This is a genomic window from Sodalis sp. (in: enterobacteria) (assembly GCF_051710625.1).
GTDB lineage: Bacteria > Pseudomonadota > Gammaproteobacteria > Enterobacterales > Enterobacteriaceae > JBPESN01.
In genome coordinates this window covers 27,534-49,757 of sequence record NZ_JBPESN010000005.1, presented here as the reverse complement: position 1 = coordinate 49,757, position 22,224 = coordinate 27,534, and the positions used below count along the sequence as shown (strand labels likewise).

The 22,224-nt window shown below is 55.5% G+C and carries 6 protein-coding genes and 14 pseudogenes; 15 read left to right on the top strand and 5 right to left on the bottom strand.

Translation table 11 applies throughout. The features are described 5' to 3' along the window. Window positions 1-183 precede the first annotated feature (183 nt). The 6 genes and pseudogenes from ACTBDU_RS03060 (at window position 184) to ACTBDU_RS03035 (ending at window position 6,802) form a co-directional block, all read left to right on the top strand. A pseudogene (locus tag ACTBDU_RS03060) lies at window positions 184-1,612 on the top strand (amino acid permease). 329 nt (window positions 1,613-1,941) lie between these two features. Further along, a pseudogene (locus ACTBDU_RS03055) lies at window positions 1,942-3,004 on the top strand (FecCD family ABC transporter permease). Next, a pseudogene (locus ACTBDU_RS03050) lies at window positions 3,001-3,783 on the top strand (ABC transporter ATP-binding protein); the annotation flags it as partial. The pseudogenes ACTBDU_RS03055 and ACTBDU_RS03050, both read left to right, overlap by 4 nt. A 351-nt stretch (window positions 3,784-4,134) precedes the next feature. Beyond that, on the top strand, window positions 4,135-4,344 hold the full coding sequence (locus tag ACTBDU_RS03045; protein ID WP_438805511.1) for a hypothetical protein: 210 nt from the start codon (window positions 4,135-4,137) through the stop codon (window positions 4,342-4,344). Between the two features lie 67 nt (window positions 4,345-4,411). Continuing rightward, window positions 4,412-6,342, top strand: a pseudogene (locus ACTBDU_RS03040) (ligand-gated channel protein). 274 nt (window positions 6,343-6,616) lie between these two features. Beyond that, window positions 6,617-6,802 (top strand): hypothetical protein, encoded by a 186-nt coding sequence (locus ACTBDU_RS03035; protein WP_438805510.1) that lies wholly within the window; start codon window positions 6,617-6,619, stop codon window positions 6,800-6,802. Here ACTBDU_RS03035 and ACTBDU_RS03030 read toward each other — a convergent pair. From ACTBDU_RS03030 to ACTBDU_RS03020, 3 pseudogenes are all read right to left on the bottom strand, one after another. After that, window positions 6,761-7,381 (bottom strand): annotated as a pseudogene (locus ACTBDU_RS03030) (alpha/beta hydrolase-fold protein). The gene ACTBDU_RS03035 and the pseudogene ACTBDU_RS03030 sit on opposite strands and share 42 nt — an antisense overlap. Window positions 7,382-7,490: 109 nt before the next feature. Further along, window positions 7,491-8,590 (bottom strand): annotated as a pseudogene (locus ACTBDU_RS03025) (S-(hydroxymethyl)glutathione dehydrogenase/class III alcohol dehydrogenase). Window positions 8,591-8,647: 57 nt separating this feature from the next. Beyond that, window positions 8,648-9,587 (bottom strand): annotated as a pseudogene (locus ACTBDU_RS03020) (LysR family transcriptional regulator). Between the two features lie 103 nt (window positions 9,588-9,690). Between ACTBDU_RS03020 and ACTBDU_RS03015 the strand changes: the two are divergent. From ACTBDU_RS03015 to pmrB, 5 genes and pseudogenes are all read left to right on the top strand, one after another. Next, window positions 9,691-10,852 (top strand): annotated as a pseudogene (locus ACTBDU_RS03015) (YbfB/YjiJ family MFS transporter). Between the two features lie 98 nt (window positions 10,853-10,950). Further along, window positions 10,951-11,616 (top strand): GTP cyclohydrolase I FolE, encoded by a 666-nt coding sequence (gene folE / locus ACTBDU_RS03010; RefSeq protein WP_438805546.1) that lies wholly within the window; start codon window positions 10,951-10,953, stop codon window positions 11,614-11,616. A 76-nt stretch (window positions 11,617-11,692) separates the two neighbouring features. Next, a pseudogene (gene yeiB / locus ACTBDU_RS03005) lies at window positions 11,693-12,758 on the top strand (DUF418 domain-containing protein YeiB). Between the two features lie 440 nt (window positions 12,759-13,198). Further along, window positions 13,199-13,865, top strand: a pseudogene (pmrA, locus tag ACTBDU_RS03000) (two-component system response regulator PmrA). Between the two features lie 86 nt (window positions 13,866-13,951). Beyond that, a pseudogene (gene pmrB / locus ACTBDU_RS02995) lies at window positions 13,952-14,943 on the top strand (two-component system sensor histidine kinase PmrB). 210 nt (window positions 14,944-15,153) lie between these two features. On the opposite strand, the gene ACTBDU_RS02990 reads toward pmrB, so the two are convergent. Next, window positions 15,154-15,600, bottom strand: coding sequence for a glycosyltransferase family 2 protein (locus ACTBDU_RS02990; protein WP_438805509.1), 447 nt, complete (start codon window positions 15,598-15,600; stop codon window positions 15,154-15,156). 702 nt (window positions 15,601-16,302) lie between these two features. On the opposite strand from ACTBDU_RS02990, the gene galS reads away from it, so the two are divergent. The 4 genes and pseudogenes from galS to mglC all read left to right on the top strand — a co-directional run bounded on the left by galS (window position 16,303) and on the right by mglC (window position 21,074). Beyond that, on the top strand, window positions 16,303-17,343 hold the full coding sequence (gene galS / locus ACTBDU_RS02985) for an HTH-type transcriptional regulator GalS (protein ID WP_438805508.1): 1,041 nt from the start codon (window positions 16,303-16,305) through the stop codon (window positions 17,341-17,343). Window positions 17,344-17,475: 132 nt separating this feature from the next. Then, window positions 17,476-18,458, top strand: a pseudogene (gene mglB / locus ACTBDU_RS02980) (galactose/glucose ABC transporter substrate-binding protein MglB). A gap of 110 nt (window positions 18,459-18,568) precedes the next feature. Beyond that, window positions 18,569-20,044: pseudogene (mglA, locus tag ACTBDU_RS02975) on the top strand (galactose/methyl galactoside ABC transporter ATP-binding protein MglA). Window positions 20,045-20,062: 18 nt separating this feature from the next. Continuing rightward, window positions 20,063-21,074, top strand: a pseudogene (gene mglC, locus ACTBDU_RS02970) (galactose/methyl galactoside ABC transporter permease MglC). Between the two features lie 387 nt (window positions 21,075-21,461). Here the strand turns inward: mglC and sanA are convergent. Next, entirely contained in the window at window positions 21,462-22,172 is a 711-nt protein-coding gene (sanA, locus tag ACTBDU_RS02965; protein ID WP_438805507.1) for an outer membrane permeability protein SanA, read from the bottom strand. Window positions 22,173-22,224: the final 52 nt, after the last annotated feature.

Below are 22,224 nucleotides of genomic sequence, written 5' to 3'. Positions count from 1 at the left end.
CTGCAACGATAAACGGCTGCAACGACGAGCCGCTGCGGTGTTAAAATCGGCAGTTTTCTCATGTTACTCTTATAATTGACAATGAATTATAAATTTATCTTATAATTTGACTACTTGAGCGTACGCGACGGGAGCGATTTGCTACAATCCTGCCTCGATTTTTGCAGAGACCCGTCAAACGCCATGTGTCACAAAACTTCTTCTCCCCCGCCGACGAGCGGCCTGCGCCGCGAATTGAAAGCGCGCCATTTGACTATGATCGCCATCGGCGGCTTCATTGGTAGCGGTTTCTTCGTTGCCTCCGGTGCGTCGATCTCACAGGCTGGGCCGGGATGGACGCTGCTGTCGTATATGATAATCGGCCTGATGGTGTATTTCCTGATGACCAGCCTCGGCGAACTGGCGGCCTATATGCCGGTTTCCGGCTCGTTCTCCACCTTACGGTTCACGTTATGTCGAAGAGGGCTTCGGTTTCGCCCTCGGCTGGAATTATTGGTACAACTGGGGGGTCACCATCGCGGTGGGTCTAGTGGCATCGCAGCTGGTGATGAGCTATTGGTTCCCGGACACCCAGGGCTGGATCTGGAGCACGCTGTTTTTGGGCATCATATTCCTGCTCAACGTTATCTCGGTGAAAAACTTTGGCGAGGCGGAATACTGGTTTTCGCTCATCAAAGTTATCACCGTGGTGGTGTTTATCGGGGTGGGGGTGTTGATGATTATCGGCATCCTGCGCGGCGGTGAGCATGCGGGCTGGTACAATTGGACGGTGGGCGACGCGCCTTTCGCCGGCGGTTTTGCCGCCATGATAGGCGTCGCCATGATTGTCGGCTTTTCTTTTCAGGGGACTGAGCTTATCGGTATCGCCGCCGGCGAGTCGGCGGATCCGGCCAAAAATATACCGCGGGCGGTGCGGCAGGTATTTTGGCGCATTTTGCTGTTTTATGTGCTGGCGATTCTGATTATCAGCCTGATTATTCCTTATATTAGCCCCGACTTGCTGCGTAATGATGTGAAAGATATCGCCGTCAGCCCGTTTACGCTGGTCTTTCGCAATGCGGGGCTGCTGTCGGCTGCGGCGGTGATGAACAGCGTCATTCTCACAGCGGTTTTGTCAGCGGGTAATTCCGACATGTATGCCTCGACGCGTATGCTGTATACCCTGGCGGTGGAGGGCAAAGCGCCGAAGATTTTCGCCCGCCTGTCGCAAGGAGGCGGCCCGCGCTATGCGCTTGCCATGACGAGGCTGGTGGCGGCGCTGTGTTTTCTCTCCTCCCTGTACTCTAATCAGAAGGTTTATCTATGGCTGTTGAACACCTCAGGCATGACCGGGTTCATCGCCTGGCTGGGCATCGCGGTCAGTCACTACCAATTCCGCCGCGGCTATGTGAAGCAGGGGCGCGATCTTGCTGCCCGGCCTGATAAGGCCGGGTGGTTCCCGCTGGGGCCAGTGCTGGCGTTTATCTTGTGCCTGCTTATTACGTTGGGTTAGAATTATCAGGCCTTTTTGGCGCAGACGATTGATTGGAATGGCGTCATCGCCACCTATATCGGTATTCTGCTGTTCCTGCTTATCTGGTGGGGCTACCGCTGGCGTCGCGGTAGCCGGTAAGTCCGTTATGAAGGCATGACGTTTCCCGATAACGCGGGTCATCACTATCCTCTTGTCACCACTTCGCGGTGGTGCCGGGGGCAGGTGAGCTGAGGTGAGGCGTGTGACAATACGTGTTATGTAAAGGCTCAATAATATTGATAAGCTTTATCATTTGATCTATGGTTAGCGCTTCATTTTTGCCGGCCCACCCGCCGGGCGCGTTTCACGGTCGCCAAGTCGGCGCGGGTGCCCGCCATGCCGGCGTGCGTCTGTGATTTCCCAGACGCCACTCCCAAGCAAGCCTCGACCGGCAAAGTCGTTTGCGAGCCAGCCTTTCAGGTACCACGATGTGTATAACCTCCGAACCGACGCCTGACGTATCCCGAACCTCCGCGACGGGGCAGTATCAGCGCCTATTCGCCGGCGCCTGCTGCTGGCGCTGTTGATGGCGGCCATTGCCGCCTGCGTGTTGGTGGATTCCACACTTGGTCCGTCGGGGCTGGGGCTGAAGGCATTGTTGCACACGCTGTTCCATCCCCAGCTTGCCGATGCGGGGACGCGGGTGATTGTCTGGGATATTCGCCTGCCGTACGCCTTGATGGCGGTCGCGGCGGGCTTGTCGCTGGGGCTGGCCGTCGCGGAAATGCAGACTATTTTGAATAACCCCCTCGCCAGCCCTTTCACGCTGAGCGTATCATCGGCAGCGGCGTTCGGCGCCGCGCTGGCGATTATCCTGGGAATCGGCGTGCCCGGCCTGCCCAAAACCTGGTTTATCGCCATTAACGCGTTTATTTTCGCGCTGCTAGCGGCACTGTTGCTGGATGCCGTGACGCGCTGGACCCGCGTAGCGACGTCCGGTGTAGTGTTGTTCGTGATTGCGCTGGTGTTTACCTTCAGCGCTCTGGTGTCGATGATGCAGTTCATCGCCACCGAAGATACGCTACAAGGCCTGGTGTTTTGGACCAGGGGCAGTCTGGCGCGCGCCTTCTGGCCGAAATTGACCATAACATAATAAGTGCGGCGTTTGCGCTTATCTTGCCCTGGTCGATGTTCAGCGCCTGGAAGCTCACCGCCCTGCGGCTAGGCGAGGACCGGGCGATAAGCTTCGGTATCGACGTCAAGCGGTTGCGCCTGGGCACGTTGCTGCGTATCAGTATTCTGTCGGCGCTGGCGGTCGCCTTCGTCAGACCTATTGGATCCATCGGTCTGGTGGCCCCCCATATCGCGCGGCTGATTGTCGGCGAAGATCACCGCTTTTATCTACCCGTCAGCGCGCTGGTCCTGTCGATGGCATCGGTGGCCTCCAAAAATATCGTTCCGGGCACGCTTATCCCCGTCGGCATTGTGACCTCGTTGGTCGGGGTGCCGTTTTTCCTGAGCATCATCTTGCGCCACCGGGGGAATTTATGACCGCGGGACTGCGTATCGCCGACTTTAGCGCCGGTTATCCGAAACGTCGGGTAATTTGACCAGCTCGAGGTACCCTGTCTGCCTTGTGGTCAAATCAGCGTGCTGCTGGAGCCCAACGGCTGCGGCAAATCCAGGCTGCTGCGATCGTTGGCCGGTCTGAACCCGGCACCGCGGGGAGCTTTGGCTGGCGGGGGAAGATTTAATGCAATTGCCGTTTGCCCGGCGCGCGGGAAAGGTGGTGTATCTGCCGCAGAGCCTGCCCGCCGGTGTCCATTTACAGGTGCTGGAATCGGTCATTGTGGCGCAACGCGCCTCCGGCGGCCGCGCTCATCAGGCCGATGAAGAGGCGGTGATGGTGTTATTGACTCGTTTAGGAATAGCCATTTGGCGCTGCAATATCTGGACAATTTCTCCGGCGGCCAGAAGCAATTAGTGGGTCTGGCGCAATCGTTGATACGCCAGCCGGCGCTGTTGCTGCTCGACGAGCCGCTTAGTGCGCTGGATCTTAATTATCAATATCACGTGATGTCACTCATCGGCAGCGAAACCCGGCGACGCGATATCGTCACGTTGATGGTGGTGCATGATATTAATATTGCGCTGCGCCACGGCCAACATGCGCTGATGTTGCGCGATGGGCGTTTGCTGGCGGACGGCACGCCTGAGCGTGTGATTACGCCCGCCACAGTCTGGCCAGCGTTTATGGCGTCAAGGGCCGTATTGAGCGTTGTTCACAGGGCCTGCCGCAGGTGCTGATTGATGGTCTACTCAGTCCGCCGGGACCTATCTGTACCCGCCGCCGTCAGCGCCGAGACAAGAGGACAGGGGGCTCTGAGGAGAATGCGGCGCTAATGGAAAGCGCGGGCCTGACAGGAGAGCGTGGCACTGAAGCCATGAAAACGCGGCTCTGATAGGACAACAGGGTAGCCATTGAGGCGCGCGTCTGGCGCTGAAGCAAGTCACTTGTCCAAAGTGATATTCCTTTATCTCTCTACGGCGATAAAAACATTTGGCCCCTCCGCCTCCACTCACGAGAAGGCCGTCTCTTGGCGCCCGCCGCCATCGCTTACGCGCGACATTCGTCTGCCTCCCCCGTATTCTTCCCTGCGCGCCGCGTACCCCGGTACCAGATGCGCCAGAACCTTGGCCCTAAACGCTCGGCACGCCACTGGTTATTCGGCGCCTGCCGCGCCATATCCTTGGCTCTCAACACCTGCCGGCCGGGTAAAGATCACGGTGCTGAACTGCTTTCCATTAAACCAAATACTTATGAGAATGAGAGTGATTTTTATTTATATAAATTAGTATTTTCTTACAATGGCTTACGCAATCAAGGCTAAGTGAAAACACTATAAGAAAATCTTGTCATGCGTAACAGAGTCACTACCCGCGCCATGGTCCTTGTTAATGGCTGCCCTGGAAGCCCCGAAGGTGGGTCCCGCCGCGTCAAATACTGAAACGGACACCGTGGTCGTCACCGCCGCCGGCTTCCAACAAAAAATCGAGGATTTCGCCGCATCCATCTCGGTCACCTCGCGGGAAACCCTGGAAACCAAAGCCTATACTGATGTTACCGACACGCTAAAAAATGTGCCGGGCGTCGCGATCACCGGCAGCGGCAGCGACATCAGCATCCGCGGTATAGCCGCCAAATACACCCTGATCCTAGTAGACAACAAACGCGTCAATACCCGCTGCCGGCGTGCCCCAATAGCGATGGTCCCGGCATCGACCAGGGCTGGTTGCCGCCGTTGGCGGCGATTAAGCGGATTGAGGTCGTACGCAGTCGATGTCCTCCCTGTACCGCTCCGACGTCATGAGCGGGGTCATCAACATTATCACCCGTCAGGTCGGTAAATCCTGGCGCGCTTCCGTGCACAGCGAGGCCATCTGGCAGGAAGATCGCTGCTCGTCGGGGGATATTTACCAATTCAGCCTCTATACGGCGGGCCCCCTGATCGACGGCCTGTTGGGCGTCAAGCTTAATGGCCTGCTCTCGCACCGCGGCGAGGATCGCATTCTTGAGGGGTACAATGCCCAGAAAATGAAGAACGGCAGCGTCGCTTTCACCCTGACACCGGATGAAGCCAATAGCATCAATTTGGACTTAGGGCATTTTGTCCAGGACAGAAACAGTTCTCCTGGGAAATAGGTGGCCGCCGGCAATGACCCCAGCGATGTACGTTACACACGTAATAACTATGCACTGAGGCATCACGGCAATTATGACAACGGCATGACCACCAGCTATCTGCAGCGCGAAGAAACCCGCAACCCATCGCGAGATATGAAGATGGCTAACACCCTGATGAACATTCAGAACACGCTTCATCTCGGCTATCATACTTTCAGCGGCGGCGGCCAATACCGTTACGAGACGCTGAACGATAAGGGAAACCAACTGTCCTCCGCCCGTCCTCTTAGCGAGCTAAACCGCTGGAGCTGGGCGCTATTCGCCGAGGATGAATGGCTGGTGACCCAGGACTTTGCTCTGACCACCGGCTTGCGGATGGATCGCGACGAAAATTACGGCAGCCATTGGACACCAATGGCTATATGGCGTCTGGCATTTAACCGAAACCTGGACGCTGAAGGGCGGCATTTCCGGCGGGTATCGCCCGCCGGATTTGCGTCAGGGTGCGGCGGACTGGGGCCAAGTCACCGGCGGCGGGGCGCCGGCCATTATTATCGGTAACCCCGATCTCAAGCTGGAAAAAAGTCTCAATCAGGAAATCGCCTTGCTGCGGGATAACCACCGCTTTTTGAGCACCGGAGTGACGCTGTTTAATACCGACTACCGCGATAAAATTACCGAGGTGCGCAACTGCACCGATCCGAGCGGGACCAATGACGGCGTCTGTAAAATCGGCGATGTCGCCTACAAATTTATCAGCAACCGGGTCAACGTGGATAAAGCCCGGGTCCGCGGCATTGAGGCCACCGTGAACTTGACTCTCTCGCTGGCGTGGTCGTTGGTCTCCGGCTACACCTTCGCCGAGACGGAACAGCGGAGCGGCGAATTCAGCGGCAAGCCACTAAACGAAATGCCAAAACATATAATCAACGCCACGCTTAACTGGCAAATGACACCCGATATCGCCAGCTAGCTTCGGGTCAATCATCGCGGCCAGAGTTCGGCTTACCTCGGACGCACCAGTATGAGCGAAGGGCGGCCGTCCTACACCTTTATCGATCTGGGCGCCAGCTGGCGGCTGTCGAAACAGCTACAATTGCAGGCCGGGGTTTATAATCTGCTGGATAAACGTGTCGATTATGTCACTTACGGTCGGGTGCTGGACGGCAAACGCTACTTGTTGGGGGCCAATATCGATTTTTGATCGACACGCCAGGGCGTGGACGTCCCGCTTGCCGTCGCACACCGGCGCACGATGCAGGAGGAAGATGCTCGCCGGACGTGCACGGCGGTCAATGGCGGTAGACGTGTGTTGGGTCAGGGTCAATGAATAGGGCGATGGCAGGAGGACCGTCAGGCCTATGTATCCGGGCGACCCCCTCTTTCTGCGCCTGCCGGGGACAGTAGTCGTCGGGTTTTAGCATCCGAGGGAACGTCATTCCCCCGGACAAGAGGGGTGTTACCGCGGGGGATCAGGCGTGCAGATAACCGGCGTGGAAGCGCAGGTGATCATCAATAAAGCTGGCGATGAAGAAATAGCTGTGGTCATAGCCCGGCTGGATACGCAGCGTCAGCGGCCATTAATGCTGGCGCGCCAGCGTGGCCCATGTTTCCGGCTGCAGCTATTTCGGCATGAGCGGATCGGCATCGCCTTGATTTATTAACACCGGCAGCGGCTGCGCGCCGCCGTCGGCAAGTAGCCGGCAGCTGTCCCATTGCCGCCACGCTTTCTCGTCCTGACCCAGATACTCGCCGAAGGCTTTACGGGCCCTAGGGCACCTCGCTGGGATTGACGATCGGCGCAAAAGCCGACGCCGAGTACCAGAATGACCCGGATGACGCAGCGCCATTAATAGCGCGCCGTGGCCGCCCATCGAATGGCCCATGATGGGCTGGCGATCCCCCGTGCTGAACTGTTGGCGGATAAGCGCCGGCAGTTCGTCGCTGAGGTAATCGAACATCCGATAATGGGATAACTAGGGCGCGACCGTGGCGTTGAGATAAAAGCTCGCCCCCTGGCCCAGATCGTAAGCCTCATAGTAGGCCTCATCGTCGGCCACCGCCTCGCCGCGCGGGCTGGTATCGGGCATCACCAACAGCAAATTAAGCTCGGCGGCCAGGCGCTGCACGCCCGACTTGGTGCTAAAGTTTTTATCGGTGCAGGTCAGGCCCGACAACCAAAAGATCACCTGCGGCGGCCGTTTATCCGCAGCTTCCGGCGGCACATAGACGCTATAGGTCATCGGCACGCCGGGTCGCCTGGGACTGATGCCGGTAGCGGTACTGCCAGCCGCCGTACAGGCGGTGGGCCGCAATGCGCTCAACGTTGACGGTCATCGCTGTCTCCTTTTATCACTGGCCAAAAAGGATAACGGAACGGATCGATTTGCCTTCATGCATCAGGCTGAACGGCTCATTTATCGCCTCAGGTCCCATTGTGTGGATAATGAGATCGTTGAGTTGAAATTAGCCATTCAAATAACGTTTAACGATACCGGGCAACTGCGAGCGGCCTTTTACGCCGCCGAAGGCGGAACCGCGCCACACGCGGCCGGTGACTAGCTGGAACGGTCGGGTGGCGATTTTTTCGCCGGCGGCGGCGACCCCGATAATGACCGATTCGCCCCAGCCTCTATGGCAACATTCCAGCGCCGAACGCATGACATTGACGTTGCCGATGCATTCAAAGGAAAAATCGACGCCGCCGTCGGTCAGCTCGACAATCACCTCCTGAATGGGATGGTCGTAATCCCGCGGATTGATCAGGTCGGTGGCGCCAAGCTTGCGGGTCAGCTCGAATTTACTGGTGTTGAGATCAATGCCGATGATTTTGCCTGCACCGGCCATCTGGGCGCCGATGATCGCCGACAGGCCGCTGCCGCCAAGGCCAAAGATCGCGACCGAATTCCCGTGCTGGACTTTGGCGCTATTCATAACCGCGCCCATGCCGGTGGTCACGCCGTAGCCCAGCAGGCAGACTTCTTCCAACGGCGCGGCCTTATTGATTTTCGCCAGCGAAATTTCCGGTATCACGGTATATTCCGCATAAGGTCGAGGTTCCCATGTAATGGGAAATGGGTTTGCCGTCCGGCATCAGCCCCTTACCCTGGGTGGCGCGGATAGGCTGACATAAATTGGGTTTGCCGAAGCGGCAAAATTTGCACTCGCCGCACTCCGAGTATACAACGGGATGACGTGATCGCCCACCGCCACGCTGGTGACCCCTTCGCTCAGCGCCTCAACTACGCCACCGCCTTCATGACCCAGAATAGCCGGAAACACCCCCTCCGGACTTTGCCTGACAAGGTGTAGGCATCGGGGTGGCAAACGCCGCTGGCGACGATGCGGACCAGCACTTCGCCTTTTTGCGGCGGCATCAGGTCCACCTCGGTCACCGACAACGGCTGGTTCGGTCCCCACGCAACGGCGGCGCGGGTTTTAATCATTTGCATGGTGAAGCTCCTAAAGCAGAGTGAAAGGCGGGCGCGTCGGCGACGCACGCCCCCTCATCAATGTCCGTGCCGCATCCGGGGACCGGCGGCGCCTCGGGAAAAAGACGGCGACGGCGCAACGGCATCCTCGTCGGTGGTGGCATCGTGAGTATCGATGATAAGCTGTTTCAAGGCTTCGGCGTTGAGCTCGAAGCGCATCGCGCCGCCCATTTGCGACAGGTCGCGGCGTTGGCAATATGACGCGGCAGCGGATGCACCTTGACCCGCTCACGGCAGGGCAACTGCCGCCAGCACCGACAAGGACAGCAGCACACCAGCGGCGGCACCGCTGGCTACGCAGGCCTGCATGGCATGATAGGATTAAATTTTCATTATCGTACCGGGGTTGACGCCATCGGCGTAAACCCAGCGTTCTAATTTTTGCCGGTACGAACAGCTGTGGCGAAAGGCAAATACCGCCTGGCCGGCAATATCTTTGGCTGATGTGATAGCCGCCTGATCCGGGCTTGAGATTAACCCCAGCGTTTCGCGGAAGCTGACGCAGCCGTGAATATTGTTATACTCCACCGCCCCGTCTACCAGACGCTGCCGCCAGCGTACCGGCGCGAGCGCCGTTGATGATCTCGCTGGAGGTGCCGGTGATAAGCGATGAGGGCACCTGAGAAAAATGTTGATGGTAGGCGCCCAGCAGACCGCGGCAGACGGGCGGCGGCGGTGCTTTCCATCGACCCCAGCGGGAAACGCCCGCCCGGTTCATCGCGAGGGCCTCCTCGCTCAGCGCCAGAACACGGATAGCATAGCACAGGAAATTATGTCCCATGCGCGACAGCCGCATCCGTTGTTTTTCGCGGATAAACAGACCGGCGCCCAGTTCGTGCTCTAACTGACGCAGCCGGGTGGTCAGGTTGGACGGCACCCGATGAAGCTGCTCGGCGGCACGGGCCAGAGAGCCGGTTTCAGCCACACAGCAAAACATTTTAAGTTGGGTCAGATTTATACATTCTCATTTTGTCATCAACTTGGTCTTAATTGTTCATTTTTCATGATTCTAGCGATAGGGCATTCTTTTAGCAACTACAATGCGTCGTCGTGGAGTTAATATGGCCATAAAGGTGGCATTAAGCGGGTTTCTGGCATTGCTGCTGGCCATGGGGATAGGGCGTTTTGCTTTTACGCCGCCGGTGCCGCTAATGATAGCGGACGGACAGCTCACCCTGACCAGCGCGGCGCTGGTGGCGGTATTCAATTATTTGGGTTATTTACTGGGGGCCTATGACGCGATGCGCGCTCGCCGCGGTCTGGAAAAACGGCTGTGGCTCGGGGTTTGGGGCGCGGTGGCGCTGACCTTGTTGTCAGCGCTGCTGCATCAGCCCTGAAGCCATGCCGCGCTGCGGTTTTTCATCGGCTGGTCCAGCGGCTCGGCGATGGTATTGGTGGCGGCCTGGACCAACGATCAACTGTTGCGGCTACGCCGTCCGGCATTGAGCGCCGCGGTCTTTGCCAGTCCCGGCACCGGCATTTTCGTCAGCGGCATGCTGGTGATGTTGCTGCATTATTGTCGGGTTGACGCGCCCACCGCCTGGCTGGTTTACGGCGCCGTCGCCGCGGTGCTTATCGTCTTTATCAGCCGCAATCTGCCGCGCAGCGGCACGCTGGTGCACCCTGCCCAGACCGCCAGTTTACCGGCGCTACGCCTGCCATTGAAAAAGCTGGTATGGAGCTATTCCCTGGCGGGCTTTGGCTATATTCTGCCCGCGACTTTCCTGTCGCAAATGGCGGCGCAGCACTTTCCTGCCAGCGCTTTCGGCCAGTGGGTATGGCCGGTATTCGGCGCCGCCATCGTCGGCGGTATCGTGCTCGGCATCCTCACCCGTCACCGGTTATCCGCCGGTTGTCGTCTGGCGCTGACGCTGTGGGAGGAGGGGGTAGGGGTCTTGCTGATGATAAGTTTGCCCGGTATCGGCAGCCTGATTGTCGGTGCGCTGCTGACCGGCGGCGGTTTTCTCAGCGTTGTACAGTTAACGCTGGGAATGTAGCCGCCGACAGGCGCCCGATCATCTGCGCTACATGGCGGGTCTGCTGACCTGCGGCTATGCCTTGGGGCAACTGGCGTGTCCCATGCTCTCGGCGCTCTCCTCCTGGTGGATCGGGCAACTTGAACCGGCGCTGCTGGCCTCTCTGCTGGCGCTGGCGGTGGCCGGCCTGTTGGCTGGCCTGGAGTCAGCCATAGCAAGATATGTGCGCGCGATTCAGCTATCATGAAACACATTCACTGGATTATCCCCGCGCACTCCACTAGAGTGTTGCCCATTCTGCGGCTAACCCCGCGGGAGCGAATCGCCTGCTGGAGAATAATAAATATGGTAACGCTGACAAAAGAGGCCTCGCAGGTACGCGACGCTTTACTGGCCCGTGGTCTGGAAACTCCGATGCGGGGCGAGGTACTGGATAACGAAGTGCGCAAACGTCTTATCGCTGAGCATATGACGGAAATTATGACGTTGCTTGATCTCGATTTGACCGATGACAGTCTGGCGGAAACGCCGCATCGTATCGCCAAGATGTACGTGGAAGAGATTTTCGCCGGTCTGGATTACGCCAATTTCCCCAAAATCACCGTCATCGAGAACAAGATGACGGTGGATGAGATGGTCACGGTGCGCGATATTACGTTGACCAGCACCTGTGAACACCATTTCGTTATTATCGACGGCAAGGCGACCGTGTCCTATGTCCCCAAACATTGCGTTATCGGCTTGTCGAAAATCAATCGCATCGTGCAGTTTTTTGTCCAGCGGCCGCAGGTACAAGAACGGTTGACGCAGCAGATCCTGCTGGCGCTGCAGACGCTGCTCGGCACCACTAACGTGGCGGTCTCTATCGACGCGGTGCATTATTGCGTCAAGGCGCGTGGGATCCGCGATGCCACCAGCACCACGACCACCACCTCGCTGGGTGGACTGTTTAAATCCAGCCGAAATGCCCGCCAGGAATTTTTGCGTGCTATCACGCATCATAACGGTTAATCTGTTGTTAACCGTTATTTACGGCACTGCCGGCGCCGTCTGACAGAAGAGAACACCCACGCGGCAGCGCATTGCGATGTTGGATTGCGCGCGCGGGATAGCCATTCTGGGTATCCTGCTTATACCGGCAGTATTTCCAACGGCGAAGCTTAGACCTGGGCCGTGCTGGATATGGTGGCGCAAGTCAAATTTCTGACGCTATTTGCGTTATTGTTTGGCGGAGGGCTGGTGTTGCTGTTGCCCCGAGGAACGCGCTAGACTCACTCGCGGCTTCTCTGGCTATTCATGGCATCTTCTTCTGGGATGGCGATATTCTACTGGATTGCGGCCTGGTGGGCCTGGGGCTGGTTCGCCAGGCGCCGAGCGAGCGCCGCCTTATCGGTACCGGTATTGTGCTCTATGCCTTAGAGGTAGGACTTCTGCTGGTGTTTCAACTGTTGCTCGGCGACCAGCCTCCCGGCCGTTTCTGGCTGCCGGATATTGCTAATCGGGTGTATGAACATTATTGGCAAACCGAGGGCGGCCCGGAAGCCTGGCGGGAGCGGTTTAATTTACTGCACGGTAGCCTGCTGGCGATAGCGTCGCGATACGGCTGGCAATTGGCCGGCGCGATGTTGATAGGCGCAAGGCTGATGCGCAACGGTTGGCTGGCGGGTCGCCGTGAACCGGCGCATTATCGCCGGGTGGCGCTGTGGCTGATGCCTGCGGGGTTGATAATCAACCTGCCGGCGGTGGTGGCCCAGTGGCAACTGGGCTGAGATTATCGCTGGTGCGATTTTTTACTGCAGATGCCGCGGGAAATCAGCGCGCCGCTGCAGGCGCTGGGCTATGTCGCCTTGCTGTATGGGTTCTGGCCGCAGCTGGCCGACAAGACGGTTATCCGCCTCCTCGGCAATGTCAGAAGAATGGCCCTGACTAATTACCTGCTGCAAACCCTCATCTATACCTTACTCTTTAATCAGCTGGGATTATTTATGGCCTACGACCGGCTATAACTGATGGCGTTTGTGCCGGCGGTCTGGTTTTTCAATATTGCCGTATCTGCCCTGTGGCTCAGGTATTTTCGTCAGGGGCCGCTGGAAGCGGTCTGGCGACGTTTAACGCGTTTGACCGGCGGTCTGACGCCGGCGGATGCCTCTTAGGATCCCATCCCCCGTGTTTTTGACGCCGCCGGTGCCCGGCGGTGATTTTCCCCGGCTCGCGCCGCTGGCCGCTGCAACCTGCAGCCACCGCTAGCCCTCTGCGCCCGCCGCTTGCCTCTGCATTAACCGCATGTTCCTGTACCCGCCTCTGGCCTTTGCACTCGCCGCTTGTTCCTGCACCACCCGACTGGGCTATCCTTAACGCCACACGATGTCACAAGGCGTTTTGCGCCAGTCTGCGCCGCGAGAGTGCCGGTCCGGTTGAACATGGCGGATAAAATGAGGTCTATTACCATCATTGACCGCCCGTTGACGGCTGCAGCGCGGGCCTTAAGGCCGTTTCGCTCTGTGGTACGGCGACCGCTCTCCGGTCAATAAAACGGGCTGCCGCGCTCCGTGGCGCCCGATAGATGAGCGTTTTGTTACTGGGATTGCGGGTAATAAAAATTTTGGTCATTGAGGACGATAAACTCTTGCGCGAAGGCAAGCAGCAGGCGCTGGAGCAGGAAACTTTTGCCTGTAAATGCGCCGCTAATCTGCGTCAAAGCTGGACGTTGTTGACCTCCACGCCGTATAGCCTGATTATTCTTGATTTAGGTTTGCCGGACGGCGATGGGATGACGCTGCTGGAAAAACTTCGGACAGGGCAACGGCGTGCCGGTATTAATTCTGACCGCGCGTGACGCAATTGACGAGCGGGTACGCGGCCTGGATTTCGGAGCAGACGATTATCTGATTAAACCCTTTGCGCTGAGCGAATTATTGGCCCGCGCCCGGGCCATTATTCGCAGTCATCATGGCGTCAGTAATAACCTGCTGTGGGTCGATGATATTTCTCTGGATTTGACTCACCATGATGTCACCGTGGACGGTAAAGCGGTCATACTGACCCCGAAAGAGTTTGCGATCCTCTCCCGGCTGATGTTGCGGGCGGGGCATCGCATTCATCGTGAAATCCTGCATCAGGATCTTTATAGTTGGGATGATGATCCCTCCTCCAACTCGCTCGAAGTGCATATTCATCATCTGCGCCAGAAAATAGGCCGTGACCGTATCCAGACGCTAAGCAACTTCGGTTATCTTCTCACCACCGCGGAGAAATCATGAGCGGTCTGCGAATACGCGCTGGCCGCTTTTACAGCATGCGTTGGCGGCTTATTATTGTGCTTGGCGCAATCATGCTGGTGTGCTAGCTGATAAGCGTGTTTTAATTATGGCATGAAAGTAAAGAGCAGATCGACCTGCTGGTCAACAAAACGCTCGCAGAAGCGGGGCGCAATAAGCACGTCAATACCGAAATAGATGAGACTATTGCCTCTTTGAGCGTGCCCTCGTTGCTGATGATCCTGGTAACGCTGTTTTTTTGCTTTCAGGCGGTGAAATGGATTACCCGGCTGCTGTCGGTGCTGCAAACCCGCAGTGCGGAAAGTGTTGACCCGCTACCGGAGACGGGTGATATCAACGAGGTGCTTGCCGTTACCCGCAGTTTGAATCAGCTGCTGGCGCGCCTGAATACCACGTTGCAGCAGGACAGACAATTTACCGCCGACGTGGCGCATGAATTACGTACGCCGCTGGCGGGGATCCGTTTGCATCTAGAATTGCATGAGAAGCAGCACCAGATTGATTGTCAGCTGCTCATTGAGCTGGTGGACAATATGGCGTTTACCGTTGAACAACAGCTGATGCTGGCCCGGATCCGCAATAACTTTTCATCCGGATAGTATCAAGTGGTGCGGTTGGTGCATGATGTCGTGGTGGCGCAACAAGAGGAGCTGGCTGAGATGGCGGCTTTGCGCGGGCAGCGGCTAGATTGGCAATTACTGGCTGCCGATCCGGTGATCCAGGGTAACGCGGTGTTGTTGCGTTTGTTACTGCGCAATCTGGTGAAAATGCCCACCGTTATTGTCCGGACGGAAGCACCATTACGGTTACTCTGCAGCAAGATGAAACCCCGTCGGGGCGCCAATGTATTTTGCAGGTCATGGATGAAGAGCCTGGTATCGACGGAGCGCGGGCGGTGGAATTGACCCGGCAATTTGTCAGAATAGATCAGCGATATAACGGTATTGGTCTGGGGCTGAGTATCGTCACCCGTATTGCGCAATTACATCATGGCTGCTTTACCCTGAGTAACCGTAAAGACAGGGGAGGGACCTTGGCACGGCTGGAGCTGGACAGCTGACGGCGTTGACTGCCTATGGCATGGCGACGGGGAACCCGTGTCGGCCGCGCCCGAAGCGTTGGCGAGAGCGAAGGCCCGGCTAACGCTGGGTCTGCGCGACGCACCCATGGTGGCAAACCGAACTGACGGCCTGTTCGGCTCGTGATAAGCCTGGCCGGCACGGAGATTCATTGCCAAGCGGGGTTCCCGCTTGGCCGTTATACGCCGCTTTCATCGGTAAGACTTCACCCGAGTCCTGTCGCGATAACGCTCCGGGTGACGCTGGTATTCTTCTGCATCCTTCTCGGTAAAGTAATATTGAAAGCTCGCACATTGCACAATATTGTAATGCTTGCCGACCTTGGCTAAAAATTCACGCGGATTATCAATATAAAGTTCATCAGAGTCTAACCGACACCACCAGTCGCCTTCCTGTGCCTGCTGACGGAATTTATTGTAGGCTCGCGAGCGAAGTCCGTCGGTAAATTCATCTGTAATCTGGCCGTAAACTTCCACTTTATCCCAATGGCGAAATTTCTGATTGATAAGTTCCCACGTTCCATCCGTGCTGGCATGATTAATCAAAAAAATCTTATCGACCCAGGGTAAAGCCGCTTCCAGCGCTTTTTCCAATACGTCGATTTTATCCTTCACCATGCAAATAGCGAATATTTTCATTTTTATCTACACCCGTGGGCCGGACCACTAAGTAAATTTATCAGAACTAGTCCGTTTCAAAATTAAAATCAATGAGTTGCAGTCATGACATCCATTGTAAATAAGCATGGTTATTTCACTTTATTATTGTTGGTCCAATCCAGGCACTGAGCATCATGCTTAATACTGTGTTACGGCTTAATATGCATGATGTTCATTGAAAATCTTCATTTTTCGAGTATAACTTTTTGCGCTCCAGCGCAACAGACACAGCCGGTAAAATCAGATTTTTCTAGGGCTTAGCCGTCAAGCCAGGCTCTAAAACTACAGCCGCCGATGTCGCTGTACAGCATCCGTCACTGCAACGGCCGCGCTGTTGGACTATTGATGTTTCTCCTGTTCTGCGCCTTTATAAGGCCACGGCTGCCTAACGTTACGTTTCCATAGCCGGGGTCTTCATAAACCGATTTCCCTGCAGTACGAAACAGGATGTCGCCCGGCCGTGCAGGGCGGGGATAAATATAGTTACAACGTACTGTAACGTTTTATTTTGATAGCCTTTTTACTTTTTTCTGCCGCATATCACCGGGATTTTATGATGTAAGCGCTTTCGGTTCTGTGACCTGATTCACGCTGCGTTTAATTTAAACCCGTTAGGATAAGCGCAAATGTTTCGTAATTATTATCACAAGGAGTGAGAAACATGAGGGAAGAGCTGATTGTATGACAACGATTCGTGATGTAGCCCGCCTGGCGGGTGTGTCAGTGGCAACCGTTTCTCGGGTGTTGAACGACAGCGCGTCTGCCAGTAAGCAGGCGAGGGAGCGCGTACTCTCAGCGGTATCCCAATTGGGTTATCGTCCTAACGCTAATGCGCAGGCGCTGGCTAACCAGAGCAGCGATACCATCGGGGTGGTCGTCATGGACGTCGCCGACCCCTTCTTTGGCGCGTTGGTAAAAGCTGTGGATGACGTGGCGCAGCGGCATCGGAAGAATGTCCTGATTAGCAACAGCTATCATCAGGCGGATAAAGAACGTCACGCCATTGAGGTACTGATACGCCAGCGTTGTAGCGCCCTGGTAGTACATGCCAAAATGCTCAGCGATGAGGAACTCATCGGTTTTATGCAAAGCGAACCGGGTATGGTGCTGATCAACCGTATCGTGGCCAGATACGAACACCGCTGCGTTGCCCTGGACAACGTGGCTGGCGCGCTGATGGCTACGCGGATGCTGCTCAAGCAAGGGCACCGCAATATCGGCTATATCGGCTCCAACCATGATATTGAGGACCAATACCAGCGGCACCAGGGGTACCTGCTGGCCATGAATGAGGCGGGTATTACGCCACAGCAAAGCTGGCAGGTGAGGGCGGACCCTTATCTGCACGGCGGTGAACAGGCGATGGTGGAGCTGCTCGGTCGCAATCAGCAGTTGAGCGCCGTGTTTGTCTATAACGACAGCATGGCGGTCGGGGGGTTGGCAACCCTGAAAGAAAACGGTATCACCGTGCCAGCGCATTTTTCCGTTATCGGTTTTGACGATCTTCCCATGTCGCGCTACACCAGTCCGCATCTGACGACGGTGCGCTATCCTGTCTGGATGATGGCGGTAGCAGCGACAGAATTAGCGTTAAAAGGGACGGCCGGTCAACTTGATCCTAGCCAGAACCATCTTTATATGCCGACGCTGGTCCGTCGCCATTCTGTCGCGCCGCGCCAAACTGTGACGGCGATCGCTGCTTCGCCACAAGATGAAATGTAACCGATTTTAAAGTGTGAGAACATTCACATTATATTAGCATCCCTCCCGACATGCTGTAGCCGTTCTCCCGTCAGACATGGATAAATGCGTCGTTCGAAACATTCTCGAATGGCGCAACTGCAACGGTCCGTGATGCCGTCTGGCGGGGGGCTATCCGGCCTGATGTTTTCCATGGCTGCGCAGGCCGCGAACGTGCGTATCGGCGTCATGATTTATAAATATGACGACAATTTCATGTCGGTGGTACGCAAAGCCCTGGAAAAAAATGCTAAAGACAGTTCCGGCGTGACGCTGCTAATGAATGACTCCCAGAACGATCAGTCTAAACAAAATGACCAAATTGACCTCCTTATCGCCAAAGGGGTCAAAGCGCTGGCGATTAACCTGGTTAATCCTGCGGCTGCGCCTGTCGTGATTCAGAAAGCCCGCGGCAACAACATTCCTGTCGTGTTCTACAACAAAGAGCCGAGCCGCAAAGATCTGGATAGCTACGACAAAGCCTATTATGTTGGTACCGATTCCAAAGAATTCGACATTATTCAAGGCGAGCTGATTGCAAAACATTGGAAAGCCCATCCTGACTGGGATTTAAATAAAGATGGCGTGATTCAATATGTCATGCTGAAAGGGGAACCGGGGCATCCGGATGCCGAGGCGCGCACCAGCTACGTTATCAAGACGCCAAACGATCAGGAAAAATTAAAGACCCAGCAGTTGCAGCTTGATACCGCCATGTGGGACACCCCCAGGCGAAAGACAAAGTAGACGCGTGGCTTTCCGGGCCTAACGCCAACAAGATTAAAGTGGTGATCGCCAATAATGACGCCATGGCTATGGGCGCGGTAGAAGCCCTCAAAGCCTATAATAAAACCAGCATCCCGGTATTTGGGGTGGACGGGTTGCCGGAAGCCCTGGTACTGGTTAAATCGGGCGCGATGGCCGGTACCGTGCTTAGCGACGTCGACAATCAGGCCAAAGCCACGTTTGATCTGGCCAAAAATCTGGCGGAAGGCAAAAACGCCGCAGATGGCACACAATGGAAGATTGAGAATAAAGTCGTCCGTATTCCTTATGTTGGCATCGATAAAGACAACTTAGCGCAATTCAAAAAATAAAATTTAATACCACCGCCGACCCCGGCGGGAGAATGAAACCTGTCTATTTCTGAGCTGGTGTAACTATGGCCGACATTACGACCGAACAGCAGGGCGAATAACTGCTGGAAATGAAAAATATCAGTAAATCATTTCCTGGCGTGAAAGCGTTGGATAACGTTAATCTCAATGTCCGTCCCCATTCCATTCACGCCTTGATGGTAGAGAACGGTGCGGGCAAATCCATGTTATTAAAATGCCTTTTCGGTATTTACAGTAAAGATGCAGAAAGCATCATTTTTCAGGGACAGGAAGTTAACTTCAAGAATTCCAAAGAAGCGCTGGAACAAGGGGTTTCCATAGTGCATCAGGAGCTTAACCTGGTGCTGCAGCGTACCGTGATGGATAATATGTGGCTCGGCCGTTACCCCCGAAAATGGATGTTTGTCGACCATAAAAAAATGTATCAGGACACCAAGACGATTTTTGACGAACTGGATATCGATATCGATCTGCGGGATAAAGTCGCCACTCTCTCTGTGTCCCAGATGCAAATGATCGAGATAGCCAAGGCGTTTTCCTATAATGACAAAATTGTCATCATGAACGAACCGACTTCGTCGCTCACCGAAAAAGAAGTCGACCATCTCTTTAGTATCATACGTAAACTGAAGGCGCGCGGCTGCGGCATCGTTTACCTCTCCCATAAAATGGGAGAAATATTTTAGCTGTGCGACGAAATCACTATTTTGCGTGATGGGCAATGGATTGCCACTCAGCCGGTTGAGGGGCTGAGTATGGACCAGATTATTGCTATGATGGTGGGCCGTTTGCTGAGTCAGCGCTTTTCCGATCGTATTAGCGAGCCGGGAGAGCTAATGCTGGAAGTCCGTAACTTCACCTCGTTGCGCCAGCCCGCTATTCGCGACATCTCATTTGATTCGCATCAGGGCGAAATCCTCGGGATCGCCGGCCTGGTCGGCGCGCGGCGTACCGATATCGTGGAAACCTTATTCGGTATCCGTGAAAAATCCGCCGGGACTATCCGTCTGCACGGCAAAAACATTAAAAATAGCAGCGCCAACGAAGTCATCAGCCACGGTTTCGCGCTGGTGACCAAAGAGCGCCGCGCCACCAGGATTTATGTTTTCCTGAATGTCGGCTTTAATTCGCTGATTTTCAATATTCGCAGCTATAAGAACAAGATGGCCCTGCTCAACAATACCCGTATGAAAAGCGATATTCAGTGGGTCATCGCCGCGATGCGGGTTAAAACGCCGGGACATAACACTTATATCGGATCGCTTTCGGGGGGCAATCAGCAAAAAGTTATCATCAACCGCTGGCTGCTCACCCAGCCGGAAATATTGATGCTGGACGAGCCCACTCGCGGTATCGACGTCGGCGCCGAGTTCAAGATTTATCAGCTGATGACCGAGCTGGCGAAGAGGGGTAAAGGCATTATCATCATCTCATCCGAGATGCCGGAGCTTCTCGGTATTACCGATCGCATTCTGGTCATGAGCAACTGTCAAATGGCGGGGATTCTCAATACCAAAGGAACCTCGCAGAATGAAATTTTGCGTCTTGCTTCCCTGTATCTTTAATTTTTTAAGGGTTTAACGATAAATGCGTTGAAAAAGAAAAGCATGCTCACTTATCTGAAAGAGGGCGGCATTTATGTGGTATTGCTGGTGCTGTTGGTTATTATTATTTTTCAGGATCCAACATTTTTGAGCCTGATGAACCTGGGCAATATCCTGACTCAATCCTCAGTGCGGATTATTATTGCCCTTGGGGTGGCCGGATTAATTGTGACACAGGGTACTGACCTGTCGGGGGGCGGCAGGTGAGTCTGGCGCCTGTCGTGGCGGCGACGCTACTGCAATCCATGGATAACGTCAATAAAGTCTTCCCCGATATGCACAGCCTGCCCATTCCGCTGGTGATCTTGATTGTTTGCGCCATTGGCGCGGTAATCGGGCTGGTTAACAGTTTAATCATTGCGTATCTAAACGTCACGCCGTTTATTACCACCTTGGGCACCATGATTATCGTCTATGGGATTAACTCCCTTTATTACGATGTCTCGTAGGCGCCTCGCCGATTGCCGGTTTTGAGTCGAACTTCTCAAGTTTTGCGCAAGGATTCATTCGACTCGGCGATTTCAAACTGTCGCACATTACCTTTTACGCGTTGATCGCCATTATCTTTGTCTGGGTATTATAAACTAAAACTCGTTTTGGTAAAAACATCTTCGCTATTGGCGGCAACCCGGAGGCGGCAAAAGTCTCCGGCGTCAATGTGCCGTTAAACCTGATTATGATTTATGCTTTGTTGGGCGTCTTTTACGCCTTTGGCGGTATGCTGGAAGCGGGGCGTATCGGTAGCGCCACCGACAACCTCGGTTTCATGTATGAACTGGATGCCATTACTGCCTGTGTCGTAGGGGCGTTTCGTTTGCCGGTGGGGTCGGCACGGTGCTGGGGGTGGTTACCGGGGTCACCATCTTTACCGTCATCAACTGCGGTCTGACCTATATAGGCGTTAACCCTTATTGGCAATATATTATTCAAAGGCGCCATCATTATCTTTACGGTTGCGCTTGATTTGCTGAAATACGCTAAGAAAAAATAATCCGCGTCGCGGGCGGGCGGGCGGGCGGGCGGGCGGGCGGGCGGGCGGGCGGGCCGGTGCCAGGCGCCGCTGCGGCTACGGGGCTACGCGGTAATGCGCCTGCGTTCATCTCCCGCTGCTTTGCTCCCCCCTCGCTACCCCTTGCAATAGCCTTACGGTGCAGCAATAGTTTGCCGCCGATGCCCCAGTCTTTGCCATAATCGGGACTTAGCTTCAGAGCAGCCGGTTCTGGCGGTGGCAGCCAAACCCCCAACTGCCTTGTTGCGGCAAGGCCGCTCTCTCTGGCTCGCGTCAGACCTGTTTTTCTGTTACGGCCGGTTTGCCCCCGGCGCATCTGTGTCATGGGATTGGGCGAAACCCGGCGGCGCCGGTTTAATCTTGATGCGGCTATTTTTGCTGGATTTCCAGCAGTTGTTCCGGCGAGACGGCAGGGTAGCCTTGCGTCCTCTGTGAAACCTCGTGGTGCGCGGGTATAGGTATCAGCGGGCCGAGAAAACGCGGCTCCCGTTTCATAAGATACAGATCCGACAGCGCCCCCAGGCGAGCGCCAATTTCCCGTAACCGGACGGACAGCATGTTTTTCGGCGAAGGCACCGCATAGCATTGAGCCTGTATGCCCATGTTTAAGGCGATAAACAGCGCGCGTTCACAGTGGAAACGCTGGGTAATGATGGTGAAATCGTTGGTGTCAAAGACTTTGCGGGTACGGATGATGGAATCCAACGTCCGAAAGCCGGCAAAGTCCAGCACGATATCGCCGTCGGGCATGCCCTGCGCAATCAGGTCACGACGCATGGTTACCGGTTCATTATAGCTTTGCAGCGCGTTATCGCCGCTCAGCAGGAGGTAATTCACCTTACCGCTGTTATAAGCGTTAAGCGCGCCCTGAATGCGATAAAGGTAATACTGATTGATGACGCCGGTACGGTAATATTTGGCGGTGCCCAGCGCCACCCCTACCTGACGGTGCGGCAGGGCCGCCAGATCATCATAGATGAATGGCGCGGTTTTCCAGCTGATCCAGCGGTCAAGGCCCGTCGCCGTCAGTACGAGAACGCCTGCAATAATTAACATGGTAAAGATCAGGCGTTTCAACATACTATAGCCTTTGCCGGTTTCCCGCGAAAATGTCATGGCTCCAAGGCTACTT

Excerpts from the sequence above, each read along its gene's own strand:
- ACTBDU_RS03045 (WP_438805511.1), top strand. The coding sequence starts at position 4,135 with ATGCGCCAGAACCTTGGCCCTAAACGCTCGGCACGCCACTGGTTATTC.
- folE (WP_438805546.1), top strand. The coding sequence starts at position 10,951 with ATGGTAACGCTGACAAAAGAGGCCTCGCAGGTACGCGACGCTTTACTG.
- ACTBDU_RS02990 (WP_438805509.1), bottom strand. The coding sequence starts at position 15,600 with ATGAAAATATTCGCTATTTGCATGGTGAAGGATAAAATCGACGTATTG.
- galS (WP_438805508.1), top strand. The coding sequence starts at position 16,303 with ATGACAACGATTCGTGATGTAGCCCGCCTGGCGGGTGTGTCAGTGGCA.
- sanA (WP_438805507.1), bottom strand. The coding sequence starts at position 22,172 with ATGTTGAAACGCCTGATCTTTACCATGTTAATTATTGCAGGCGTTCTC.